13 protein-coding genes are annotated in these 12,290 nt (G+C 64.7%); 4 read left to right on the top strand and 9 right to left on the bottom strand.

Translation table 11 applies throughout. The annotated features are described in order from the left end of the window. The first annotated feature begins 159 nt into the window (after positions 1-159). The 4 genes from QA645_RS10525 to QA645_RS10510 are packed head-to-tail and all read left to right on the top strand — an operon-like array spanning position 160 to position 3,469. On the top strand, positions 160-1,362 hold the full coding sequence (locus QA645_RS10525) for a CoA transferase (protein WP_283050030.1): 1,203 nt from the start codon (positions 160-162) through the stop codon (positions 1,360-1,362). A gap of 45 nt (positions 1,363-1,407) precedes the next feature. Then, positions 1,408-1,860 carry a MaoC family dehydratase gene (locus QA645_RS10520; RefSeq protein WP_015684048.1) on the top strand — a complete coding sequence of 151 codons (453 nt, stop codon included), beginning with the start codon at positions 1,408-1,410 and terminating at the stop codon, positions 1,858-1,860. After that, on the top strand, positions 1,860-2,711 hold the full coding sequence (locus QA645_RS10515) for a CoA ester lyase (RefSeq protein WP_283050027.1): 852 nt from the start codon (positions 1,860-1,862) through the stop codon (positions 2,709-2,711). The genes QA645_RS10520 and QA645_RS10515 overlap by 1 nt, the downstream gene beginning before the upstream one ends. Positions 2,712-2,728: 17 nt before the next feature. Beyond that, a complete protein-coding gene (locus QA645_RS10510; RefSeq protein WP_283050025.1) occupies positions 2,729-3,469 on the top strand; it encodes an IclR family transcriptional regulator in 741 nt (246 codons plus the stop codon). A gap of 2 nt (positions 3,470-3,471) precedes the next feature. Here QA645_RS10510 and QA645_RS10505 read toward each other — a convergent pair whose 3' ends face one another. The 9 genes from QA645_RS10505 to QA645_RS10465 form a co-directional block, all read right to left on the bottom strand. Continuing rightward, positions 3,472-3,888 carry a hypothetical protein gene (locus tag QA645_RS10505; protein ID WP_283050023.1) on the bottom strand — a complete coding sequence of 139 codons (417 nt, stop codon included), beginning with the start codon at positions 3,886-3,888 and terminating at the stop codon, positions 3,472-3,474. A gap of 130 nt (positions 3,889-4,018) precedes the next feature. Then, complete coding sequence (locus QA645_RS10500; RefSeq protein WP_283050021.1) at positions 4,019-4,810, bottom strand: transporter substrate-binding domain-containing protein; 792 nt, start codon at positions 4,808-4,810, stop codon at positions 4,019-4,021. Between the two features lie 36 nt (positions 4,811-4,846). Further along, positions 4,847-5,638, bottom strand: coding sequence for a fumarylacetoacetate hydrolase family protein (locus QA645_RS10495; protein ID WP_283050019.1), 792 nt, complete (start codon positions 5,636-5,638; stop codon positions 4,847-4,849). A gap of 89 nt (positions 5,639-5,727) precedes the next feature. Beyond that, positions 5,728-6,546: an alpha/beta hydrolase gene (locus QA645_RS10490; RefSeq protein WP_283050017.1), complete on the bottom strand. Its 819-nt coding sequence runs from the start codon at positions 6,544-6,546 to the stop codon at positions 5,728-5,730. Beyond that, complete coding sequence (locus QA645_RS10485) at positions 6,546-7,334, bottom strand: SDR family oxidoreductase (protein WP_283050016.1); 789 nt, start codon at positions 7,332-7,334, stop codon at positions 6,546-6,548. The genes QA645_RS10490 and QA645_RS10485 overlap by 1 nt, the downstream gene beginning before the upstream one ends. 10 nt (positions 7,335-7,344) lie before the next feature. Then, positions 7,345-8,316, bottom strand: coding sequence for a tripartite tricarboxylate transporter substrate binding protein (locus tag QA645_RS10480; protein WP_283050014.1), 972 nt, complete (start codon positions 8,314-8,316; stop codon positions 7,345-7,347). 40 nt (positions 8,317-8,356) lie between these two features. Continuing rightward, positions 8,357-9,793 carry an MmgE/PrpD family protein gene (locus QA645_RS10475; protein ID WP_283050012.1) on the bottom strand — a complete coding sequence of 479 codons (1,437 nt, stop codon included), beginning with the start codon at positions 9,791-9,793 and terminating at the stop codon, positions 8,357-8,359. 18 nt (positions 9,794-9,811) lie between these two features. Then, positions 9,812-11,266, bottom strand: a complete 1,455-nt coding sequence (locus QA645_RS10470; RefSeq protein ID WP_283050011.1) for an MmgE/PrpD family protein — start codon at positions 11,264-11,266, stop codon at positions 9,812-9,814. Continuing rightward, positions 11,256-12,290 (bottom strand): 4-hydroxythreonine-4-phosphate dehydrogenase PdxA, encoded by a 1,035-nt coding sequence (locus tag QA645_RS10465; protein ID WP_283050010.1) that lies wholly within the window; start codon positions 12,288-12,290, stop codon positions 11,256-11,258. Before QA645_RS10465 ends, QA645_RS10470 begins: the two co-directional genes overlap by 11 nt.

Below are 12,290 nucleotides of genomic sequence, written 5' to 3'. Positions count from 1 at the left end.
TCCGTTTCTTGCTTGAGGAAAATGTACATATATGTGAATTTATCTGTCAAGTATATGAACTATGCATGGAGCTATGCGCCCCTCGGCGAACCACGCGAATTGACATCGCCGATTTATGAATTCTAACTCCACCTATATGAATTTATCCCACGAGGCCCCATGGGACCGCTCGCCGGCTTCACCATTCTCGACCTGACTTCGGTGCTGATGGGCCCCTACGGCACCCAGGTGCTGGCCGACATGGGCGCTGACGTCATCAAGGTCGAAAGCCCCGAAGGCGACATCGTTCGCCAGATCGGTCCCGGCCGCACGCCCGGCATGGGCGGGATGTTCCACAATGCCAATCGCGGCAAGCGCAGCATCGTGCTCGACCTCAAGAAGCCAGAGGCGCGCGATACGCTGTTGCGGCTGGCGAAAAGCGCCAACGCGCTCGTCTACAATGTGCGCCCGCAGGCCATGGCGCGGCTCGGCCTCGACTACGAGACGCTCGCCGCGATCAATCCGTCGCTGGTCTATGTCGGCGCGTTCGGCTACGGCCAGTCCGGCCCCTATGCCGCCAAGCCTGCCTATGACGATCTGATCCAGGGCGCGGCGACCATTCCGACGCTGCTTGCGGCAGCCGGCGACGGCACGCCGCGCTACGTCCCCGTCACCATCGCCGATCGCATCGTCGGGCTGATGATGGTGAACGCCGTCATGGGCGGCTTGATGCACCAGCAACGCACCGGCCAGGGCCAGCGCATCGACGTACCGATGTTCGAATCGATGACCGAATTCGTGCTGGTCGATCATCTGGGTGGCCTGACCTACGATCCGCCGCTCGATCACGGCGGCTATACTCGCCTGCTCTCGCGCTATCGCCGGCCCTACAAGACCAGCGACGGCCATCTCTGCGTGCTCATCTACAACGACAAGCACTGGCGTAGCTTCTTCGAGGCGATCGGGCAGCCGCATTTCCTCGAGCAGCCGCGCTTTGCCAACCACGCCGCGCGCACGAAGCACATCGACGAGATTTACGAGGAGATCGGCCACGTCTTCGTTACGCGCACCACCGCCGAGTGGCGCGAGCTGCTGGAGCGTGCCGATATTCCGGTGATGCCGATGCACACGCTGGAGACGATCCTCGAGGATCCGCATCTCAAGGCGATCGACTTCTTCAAGACGGTGGATCACCCCGTGGAGGGCCGCATCCGCCAGATGCGCGTGCCCTCGACCTGGAGCGCGACCCAGCCGGAGCCCGCCGGCCCGGCGCCGACGCTCGGCCAGCATGGCCGCGACATTTTGCACGAGGCCGGCTTCTCGTCCGAAGAGATCGAACGGCTGGCGGAGCAGAAGGCAGTTCACCTGGCGGCGCCGCCCTAGAGGCAGGCGCCGGCCAAATCGCAGGACAACAGGGAGGAAAACGCGATGGCCGGACTTTATTTCGAGGACTTTTCCGTGGGCCAGGAGTTCAGGCATCCGCTGACCCGGACCGTCACGGAAATGGACAACACCATGTTCAGCCTGCTGACGCTCAATCCGCAGCCGCTGCATATCGACGCGCATTTCTCGGAAAAGACCGAGTTCGGCCAGCGCATTTTCAACAGCCTTTACACCCTCGGCATCATGATCGGCATGACGGTCTATGATACGACCATGGGCACCACCGTTGCCAATCTCGGCATGACCGACGTGACTTTTCCAAAACCGGTCTTCCATGGCGACACCTTGCGGGCGACGACGAAGGTGCTTTCGTTGAGGGAATCCAAATCGCGCCCGAAGGCGGGCATCGTCGAGTTCGAGCATCATGCCTTGAACCAGAACGACGAGATCGTCGGCAAATGCCGCCGCATGGCGATGATGCACAAGAGGCCGGTCTGATGCGTTCCATGCTGTTCGTGCCGGGCGATTCCCCGCGCAAGTTCGAGAAGGCCAGCGAAGGCAGGGCCGACGCGCTGATCATCGATCTCGAGGATTCCGTCGTCACCGACAAGAAGCCGGAGGCGCGCACCCTGACGCTGGCGATGCTGAAGAGCCGACCCGGCCCGCATCAGCTCTACGTCCGCGTCAACGCGCTCGATACCGGCATGACGCTGACCGATCTCGCCGCGGTGATGCCGGGCAGGCCCGACGGCATCGTGCTGCCAAAATCGCAAGGCGGTGACGACGTGCGGCAAGTCGCGACCTGGCTCGAAGCCTTGGAGGCGGCCGCCGGCATCGCCGTCGGCACGACGCGTATCGTTTGCGTTGCGACCGAGACGGCAAGCTCCATCTTCGGTCTCGGCAGCTACAAGGGCTGCTCCCCTCGCCTCGCCGGCCTGATGTGGGGCGCGGAGGATCTCTCGGCCTCGCTCGGCGCCACCGAGAAGGCTTCGGGCGGCGTGTTCCACAGCCCCTATCGCCTCGCGCGTGACCTCTGCCTGATGGCGGCGGCCGCGGCGGAAGTCGCACCGATCGACACCGTCTATACCGACATCGACAATCTCGCCGGCCTCGAGCAGGAGACGCGCGCGGCGCGGCGCGACGGGTTTTCGGCGAAGGCGTTGATCCACCCCAAACATGTCGATGTCGTCAACGCGGCGTTCGCGCCGACGGATGCCGAGCGCACCTGGGCAGAGAAGGTGATCGCGGCGTTCGCGAGCAATCCGAACTCCGGTACGCTGCGGCTCGACGGCCAGATGATCGACAAGCCGCATCTTCGCGCCGCGAAGAAGATCCTCGGCGAGAGCTAGATCGGAACGCCGCCACCATGATCGTTCGCCAAGCCGCAAACGTCCTGGAGATCATGGAATTCTTCGCACAAACGAGGAAGCCGGCGACGCTTGCCGAAATCGCCGATCATTTCGGCTGGCCGCGCTCGTCGACCTTCAACCTGCTCGCGACGCTGTCGGAGAAGGGTTATCTCTACGAACCCCGGCCGCGCGCCGGCTTCTATCCGACGCCGCGATGGCTGGCGATGGCGCGGATGATCTCAGAAGTCGAGCCGCTGCCGCCGTGGACGCATACGTTGATCGCAGATCTCTCGGCCGAGACCGGCGAGACCGCGTCCATCGTGGCGCCCGCGGGCGTCATGGCTGTCTTCATCGACGTCGTCGAATCCCAGGCCGCGATCCGCTATTTCGCCACCATCGGCCACCGCGTGCCGATCCACGCCACCGCGAGCGGTCGCGCGCTGCTGCTGCAATATTCGCCGGAGGAGCGCGACTCCGTCTATCGCAAGATCGAGTTCAAGCAATATGGTCCGTCGACCCCGATCAGCATCGAGGCGGTGGAGGCCGAGCTGCGCAATTCGATCGAGCGTGGTTACTGCCAGAGCTTTGCCGACTACAGCCGCGACCTCGCTGGTGCTGCGATCCCGCTGCCGATCGGCGACCGCCGCCTGTCGGTCGTCGTCGCGGGGCCGGAATTCCGGATCGGGCCGAAGGTGGCGGAAGTCGCGTCGTTGATCGCGCGGACGGTGGATCGGCTGCGGCCGAAGACGGCGGCGTAGCTTCAGTCGAATCCCTGAGCCGGCGGCGTCGTGGTCTCCACCGGCGCCGCCGGTGCAGCTTGAGCCGGCTGCTCCACAGGTGCGGCCTGGACCGGCGGATTGCTCGCAGCCCTCATCTGACCGCTGGCCTCCATCGCCTGGCGCGTGCGCGGCGGAGCGGTGGTTGCGGCGACGGGGGACGCCTCACGGCGTGACGGCTGCCGATGTCTCGCCGACTGCGAACCTCTCACGCCCCATGACCTCGCGATCGAAGGTCCGGCGGTATAGCCGATTACCGCGCCCGCGACGGCACCGATCGGACCGAGCACGACGGCGCCGGACACGGCGCCTAATGCTGCAGAGCCAGCACGCTCCTGCGCAGCGGCGCTTGCCGGCACGCCGGCCAGCAGCACGATGGCAGTGATCAGAGCTTTGTTCATCGGAGCGCCTCCCTCTCGGGAGATCACTCTGACTCAAATATGGCCACAGCGGGTTTGTTCGTGGCCCAACACGGGGCAATCGCGGATGGAACTCCGGCAATTCAAAGGCTCGGGCCGCGGTTTCCGCGCGCTAAGGCGCGACCTTGTCGGCCGTAAAGCCGTTGCTGTCGAGCGCACGGCGGACTGTGCCGTCAGCCTTGGCCTCCGTCAGGAATTGCGCGGCCCAGACCTTCGCGACGGTCTTGCCCTTCGGCACGACCACGACCACGCCGGTCGACTGAACCACTTCGTCCAGCACCTTCGTTCCCGGCAGTTTTCGCGAGAGGTCTTCCAGCGCCCCCATGCCCATTGCGAGCGCATCGAGCTCGCCCTTGCCGATCAGCTCGGCCGCCTGTTCCGGCTTGACGAACTTCGTGAGCTTCGCCTGCTTCAGCGATTTCTCGACCGTCCGCGACGTCGACGTTCCCTCGATGCATCCGACCCGCATGCCCGCGCGATCGACATCCGCAACAGAGCGGATGTCCGAACCCGCGCGGATGAGATAGCCGCTCATATAGGCGACGTAGGCCGGCCCCTGGTCCACGAACGCTTCGCGCTTGACGTCAGCCGGCATGAAGGAGAGATCCCAGACGTCCTTGCCGCTGGCAGCGGCGATCTCGTCCGAGCTTTGGTATTCGACGAGCTGCAGCGGAAGGTGGAGCATCCCGGCGGCAGCCTTGGCCAGTTCGACCGTGACGCCGCGCGGCTTCCCGGTCGCGGGATCGCGCGTCGTCCAGAACGCCGACGCGGCGGGACCGACGGCTACCGCCACGCGCAATGTTCCCGTCGGCGCAACCTCGAGCGCACCCTCGGCTTTCACCTCGGGAGCACCGGTCATGAGAGCGACCAATCCCAACGTGGCGATCAAGCCGAGCCGCAACATGTCACGTCCCTCCAGCACTGAATGGCTCGCGGATACTCAGACGATCTTGATCGACATATCGGGCAAGCCTTCGAGCTTGCACAACAGCACATCGCCCTTCGCCACGGGGCCGACATTCTCCGGCGTTCCGGAATAGATGATGTCGCCAGCCTTCAGCTCGAACGCTTCCGAAAGCTTCGCGATCTGCTCGGCGACGCTCCAGATCATCTTGCTGAGGTCCGAGCTCTGCTTCACGGTGCCGTTGATCGCGAGCGAAATCGCACCCTTCTCGAAATGACCGGTCTTGCTCACGGGATGGATCGGGCCGATCACCGCAGCATGGTCAAAGCTCTTGCCGATCTCCCACGGCTTCTTCTCCGCGGCCATGCCGTTCTGAAGATCGCGCCGGGTCATGTCGAGGCCGAGTGCGTAGCCATAGACATGGTCGAGCGCTTTCTCGGCCGGGATGTTGGTCCCGCCGGATTTCAGCGCCGCGACCAGCTCGACCTCGTGGTGGTAGTTCTTGGTCAGCGACGGATAGGGATGATCGGCGACCTCGCCGATCGCAACGTTCTGGATCGCATCCGTCGGCTTCTGGAAGAAGAACGGCGGCTCGCGGTTCGGATCCGAGCCACGCTCGATCGCGTGCGCGGCATAGTTGCGGCCGATGCAGTAAATGCGGCGGACCTGGAACACGCTCGTCTCGCCGACGATCGGGATCGCGACCATCGGCACCGGGAAGATCGGCTTGGGCGCAGCCTGCGCTGCGGCCGGCGACGCATCTGCGAGGCCTGTAGCGGTCATCGCGGCTGCGGCAGTGAGCACGCTGCGTCGGGTGGTTTTTGTCATGGCGTCATTCCCTGATTTTCGCCGTTTCTTGTCGGAACGTCAGTCTTAGAGCCAAACGACGGGCGGGCCAATGGCCCGACCTGTACGTCTTAAGTCGCGACGCGATCGAAGAACTCGCGCACCTTTCGCGCGCAGACGTCGGGGTCCGTCGCGGCGACATGATAGGAATCGCCCGGCAGCACTTCGAGCTTCGAGCCCGGGATCGTCTCCTGCCACGCCTTCACGGACGCAACGTCGCCGAGCCCCGAGCCGGTCGTGGTGATCACCAGCGCCGGGCGCTTGATGGCCGGGAGCTCGCTGGTGACGTCGACCGTCGGCACCATCTGAAGGAACGCTTCCAGCGTCGACGCCTTGGTCTTCGACATCAGGCTGATCCACCAGTCGAACGCCGCCGGCGGCAGCGACGAGCCGAGCCGGCCGGCCGTGGTCTCGCGGACCCAGGCTTCGACGCCCTGCTCGCGGATCTGCTTGCGCCAGGTCGGCGCCCGCTCGTTGAACGAGGTCAGCGACGCCGGCGCGCCGACCGCGGCAACCGCGATCACGCGATCCGGGTGCTTGGCCGTGAGATACATCGCCAGCGTGCCGCCGATCTTGCCGCCGATCAGGAACACGCGATCGAGCTTCAGCGCATCCAGCATCCGAATGATATCGTCGCCGAGGCCGGCGAAGCGATAGACATAAGTGCCCTGCATCGGCGTCGAATCGCCGTAGCCGCGAAGATCGGGCCTCACCACCAGATGATGCGTGGCAAAATACGGCACCCAGCGCCGGAACGCCTCGCCGCTCTCGGCGAGCCCATGAAGCATCACGACCGGCGGCTTGGTGTCCCACGGCAGGAGATAATCGTCGACGCGAACCGCAAGCTCGCAATCGTCGCTGACACCGATCTTCCGCAGTTCGCTAGCCATCAGATACACCTCGTTCCACCGCCATCGACATTGATGCAGGTACCCGTAATGAAGGATGCGCGGTCTGAACAGAGGAACGCAACGATCCCCGACACCTCGTCCGGTTGTCCAACGCGGCCAAGCGGAACCGAGGCGATGGCTGCCGCATTGGTTGCGCCCTGATCCTGTCCGGAGATGGCCGCCCCCTGGGAGATCAGGCTGTCCCAGCGATCGGTCTGCACCGGACCGGGATTGACGCCGGTAACCAGCACATTGTCAGGCGCGCATTCCTCGGCGAGCGCGAGCGTGAAGTTGAGCAGCGCCGCGTTGACCGCGCCGCCCGCCATATAGGCCGCGCGCGGCTGATGCCCGCTGCGACCGATGATGTTGATGATGCGTCCCCAGCGGCGGTCGCGCATCTCCGGCAGCACATTGCGCGCACAACGCATGTAGCCCAGCAGTTTCAGCTCGATCGACTTGGCCCAGATCGCATCAGGCGTTTCCGCGATCCGGCCCATCGGCGAGGCGCCGGCATTATTGACGAGGATGTCGACGCGGCCAAAGACCTCGCGCGCGGTATCCATTGCGCGGGCGATGTCGTCCGGCCTGGTCATGTCGCCGGCACAAGCAATCACCCGCCGGCCGGTGTCCCGCGACATGTCTTGCGCGGACGCGGCAAGGCGCTCGGCATCGCGGGCCACGATGACGACATGCGCCTGCTCGCGCGCAAGCTCGGCAGCAATGGCCCGGCCGATGCCGATGCTGCCGCCGGTGACGACGGCAACCTTGCCGCCCAGATTCAGATCCATGACGCGCTCCTCAGTCCACTGTGGCGCCGGAGGCTTTGACGAGTTTGCCCCACTTTGCAGTCTCGTCCGTCATGAATTGCCCGAACGCATCGCCGAACACCGTGCCGGGCTCGGCCCCGAGCTCGGCAAGCCGCTTCTTGACGTCAGGCATCTTCAGGATCGTCTCGAGCTCGCCGCTCAGCTTGGCGAGCGCCGGCGCAGGCGTCTTGGCCGGCGCCACCAGTCCGAACCAGGAGGAGGCCTCGAAGCCCGGCACGGTCTCGCCGACCGTCGGCACATCAGGCAGCGCTTCCGCCCGCTTGGCACCGGCCACCGCGATCGCGTTGATGGCCTTGCCTTGCACCTGCGGCAGCACTGCCGGCATGTTGTCGAATATGAAGGGGATCTGGCCCGCAAGCAGATCGTTCATCGCCGGCGCCGCACCACGATACGGCACGTGCACGATATCGATGCCGGCCATGCTCTTCAGCAGCTCGCCGGCGAGATGATTGGTCGACCCGATACCCGACGAGCCGAAATTCAGCGTGCCCGGCTTGGCCTTGGCCAGCGCAATCAGCTCGCCGACATTCTTCGCCTGCACCGAAGGATTGACGACCAGCACGATCGGCACCGAGGCAATCAGCGCCACCGGCGCAAAGGCCTTTGCCGGATCAAACGGCAGCTTCTTGTAGAGGGAACCGTTGATCGTCAGCGGCGGCGGCGCGGTCAGCAACAGGGTATAGCCGTCGGCCTCTGCGCTTGCGACCGCCTCGGCGCCGATATTGCCGCCGGCACCACCACGGTTCTCCACCAAGAAATTCTGACCGTTCCGCTCGGTCAGCTTCTGGGCAACGATGCGGGCGATGATGTCGTTGGACCCGCCGGCCGGGAACGGCACGATGATCTTGACGGGCCGGGAGGGATAATCCTGCGCACCCGCAACGCCGGAGAATAGGACGGCCGCGCAGGCGACCAGAAAGGTGCGTCGCATAACCCCGCGCATGGGCACTTCCTTGATGTTTGTTTTGTTGTTGATTGAATCGTCACGCCGTCAGCAATGGCCTCAGCTTGCCGACGTCGTCCAGTCGCTCGAGATTGCTGACCTGCTCGATCAGCTTCTCGGCCCTGTCGCCTCCCAAAACCGGTGCAATCAGGTCCCGCGTCTTCGCCGCGACGGCTTCGGTACTCAGCGGATTCTCCTTGGTACCCGGCGGATATTTCGTGAAGTGCTCGACCTTCCTGCCATCGGCCAATGTCACTTCGACGACAGCCCCGCGCGGCGCCGCCGGGTCCATAAGCGCCTTGTCACCGACCAGCGTCACCTTGGCGCGCTGCTCCAGGATCTTCGGATCGTGCATCAGCGCGACGTCATGGCTGTCGTTGAACGACACCGCGCCCTTGACCAGCGCGACCGCCACGAGGTGCTGGCAATTGACGTCTGGCATCGCGCTTTCGCCTACAATTCCCATCGCATCGGTCGGCAGCTTGACCAGGATGCTATGGACGTTATCTGGCGTGAGGCTGTGCTGCCTGCGCAGCGTCAGCATCGCATCCAGCGGCGACTGGATGGGATAGCCGACCGAGAAGGTCTTGATCGCGGTTTCCGTGACATAGAACAGCTTGCCGAGATCCTTCACCATCTCCTCGGGCTTCGGATCGGTCGACAGCGCGATGAAGAGATTATGCGTGCCGTCGAGCACGTCGTCGACACCGGTCAGGCCGTTGAGAGCCATGTCGACCGCCATGACGCCATTGCGGGCGCCCATGCCGGCGAAGTCAAACGCCTTCTCGATGTGATCGTGGTCCTTCACCCAGCTCCACAAGCCGGAAACCTGCTGCGACGAATAGGAGATCGCGTAGCGCATCCCCTTCTCGTCGAGCCGTGCGAGCGAGGCCGCCGCGCCGAGCGCACCGAAGTTCGATGATGTTCCCTCGGCGCTGCGGTGCGTGCCGCGCACGAGATCCGGGCCCAGCGCCATCAACAGGCGGCAGGTCAAATCGTAGCCGAGCGCGACGGCTCGAATGACGTCCTGTCCGCTGCGATGCTCCCGCTCACCGAACGCGAGCGCGGCCGGTACCACAGAGCATCCCGGATGCGCCTTGGTGACGGGCTCGAAATCGTCGGTCTCGTCCGCATGCGCACACATCGCATTCGCCAGGGCCGCGTTGACTGCCGTGGTGCGAAAGTCCGAGCCGACCACGGAGGCCTGGGCATCGCCGCCGAGCGTGCGCACGTATTTCAGCGCCATCTCGCCCGGCTTCATGCGCGATCCCGAGATCATCGCGCCGAGCGTATCGAGGATGCGGTGCTTGCATTCGCGCAGCACCTGCTCGGGCAGCTCCTGATCCCGCGCGGCAACCATGTAGCGGGCGAGCCGCTCCGTCACGCCCGGTCCGGCTGCGAAAGCCACGCGGCCGCCGGTGGCAGCCAGAGCGGCGACCGAACCGGAGGATTGCAGGAAATGGCGGCGTGACCGCATTGCTTCTCTCCCTCGCGATCAGACCGCGACCGACATCTTGGCGATCTCTGCCGCGCTCGGCAGGTTCTCGACACCCCAGCAGGCATCCATCACGCGCCGGATGGTCGCCGCGGGAATGATGCCGTCGGCAAGGTCGGAGAACTTGGTTTCGAGCTGCTTGTCGGTCATCGGCACCTCGACGCTGCCGATCGCATGCTCGATGTACCGGTTCAGCTTGCGGCCGTCCTTGAGCACGATGGTCATATCGACCTGCTCCGGCTTGATGCCGGGTGTGATGACCGGGAACACCTTCTCGCGCAACGCGACGATGGTGGGGTCGTTCACCGCACGATCGCTGAACTGCTTTTCGCCGCCGGCGCCCTCAACGATGGCGACCGCGACCGAATGATAGATGCTGAACTTGCCTTCGAGTCCGAGTTTCGGCGTCTTCTTGCCGGTCAGCTCGAGCACCAGCGGATGGATCTTGAGATCGACCCGCTCGATCTGGTCGGCAGTCAGCTTGTTCTCGTTGCGGAGCTGGATTGCCGCATCGATCGCGGGATGAATGACGATACCGCAGGCGAACGGCTTGTAGGTGTTGAGAGCGGCCTCATAGCGCTTGCCGAGGTCGCCGAGGATCTCGTTGTAATCCTGCTTGGTGCTGATCGCGTTGGCCCAGCCGCGTTTGGCCTCGATCATCGCGTCAGACGACGTGAAATTCTTCGAGGCCAGGATCGCCGCGAAAATGCCGCTGGAGGCAGCACGGCCCGGATTGAAGCTCTTGTTCATCGAGCCGAAGGATTCACGCAGACCCACGGGCTGGGATGCGGCAAGGCCGAGCGCCCAGGTCATCTGCTGCTCGTTGAGCTTGAGAAGCTTGCCGATGGCCGCGGCCGAGCCGAACACGCCGGCCGTGCCGGTGATGTGCCAGCCGACATCGTAGTGGTTCGGGTAGACCGAGTTGCCGATCCGGCACTCTGTCTCGACGCCGAGCACGAGCGCGTTGAGGAAGTCCTTGCCCGAGACCGGCTGCATTTCCGACAGCGCGAGGATCGCCGAGGCCACGGGACCGGCCGGATGGATGATCGTCTTCAGATGCGTATCGTCATAGTCGAAGATGTGGCTCGACACGCCGTTGATGAAGGCGGCGTTCATGATGTCGAACCGCTCACGCCGTCCGAACAGGGAAGCCTGCTGCGGCCCGGAGAACGGGCCGAGCGCGGACACCGCGATATCGACCGTCTCGTGATGCGATCCGCCGATGGCGACGCCGACCCAGTTCAGCAGCGTCCGCATGCCCTCTTTTCGGACATTGGCCGGCAAGTCGTCGTACTGCGCGTTGACGAGATAATGCGCCAGTGCGCGCGTGACGTCTTTCGGAGGCACCGCGACAGGAGCCGCAGCCGAATTTTGTGCAAAGGCAGCGTCGGCGCCGACGGTCGCGAGCGGCAGCGCGGCCGCCGCCTGGAGCAGAGTCCTGCGATCAGTGCGCATAGGCAGCCTCCTTGACCTTGATCGACACCAGCTTGGCCGCCAGACGCACTGCGCTCTCCAGCGCACCGGTGTTGGCGACGCCTTGGCCTACGATATCGAACGCCGTGCCGTGCGACGGCGTGGTGAAGACGGTCTCGAGCCCCGCGGTGACGGTGACGCCGCGGTTGAAGCCGCGCAGCTTGGTCGCGATCTGGCCCTGGTCGTGATACATCGCGACCACGCTGTCGAACTCGCCGGCGAAGGCGCGGATATAGACGGTATCGGCGGGATAAGGCCCGGTGCAGGCGATGCCGGTCTTGGCGGCGGCCTCGACCGTCGGACGGATCATCTCGATCTCGTCGCGGCCGAACAGGCCGTTCTCGCCGGCGTGCGGATTGAGAGCTGCGACCGCGATGCGCGGCTTGGCGACGCCGGCCCGCCGCATCATGCGGTCGACCAGCTCGATCGCATCGGTGATGCTCGCCGGATTGATGCCGTCGAGCGCCTCGCGCAGCGATTGGTGCCCGGTGACGCGCGACATCCATTGGCCGTCGAGCACGTTCATCTCGGAGAAGTAGGTCTTGTGCCCCAGCAGGCTCGCGAACATCTTGTGCTCGTCGGGAAACTTCCAGCCGCCGTCGAACATCGCGCGCTTGTTGAGCGGCGCAAAGGTGATGGCATCGACCTCGCCGGCCTTGGAGAAGTCGATCGCGCGCGAAAGGGTCTCGCCGGTCAACCGACCGGATTCGGCGCTGGCCTTGCCGAGCGGGATTTTGGCGGGATCGGTATTGCCCAAGTCAACGAGCGGTACCGTGCCGCGGCCCCATTTTGCGGCCTTCGGCGAGGCAATCCGCTCGACCTTCAGCTTCACGCCGGCATGTTCCATGCCCATGTCGAGCACGCGGGCATCGCCGACCACGACGAGACGCGCGACATCGGCGAGGCGGTCGTCCGAGAGGATGCGCGCGATCTGCTCGGGGCCGATGCCGGTGCAGTCGCCGGGCGTCAGCGCGATGACAGGAAGTTCGTTGGTGCTGATAGCCAT

The sequence above is a fragment of the Bradyrhizobium sp. CIAT3101 genome, assembly GCF_029714945.1.
Lineage (GTDB): Bacteria > Pseudomonadota > Alphaproteobacteria > Rhizobiales > Xanthobacteraceae > Bradyrhizobium.
Note: the sequence above shows the minus strand (reverse complement) of the source record. Positions and strands in the feature narration are given on the sequence as shown.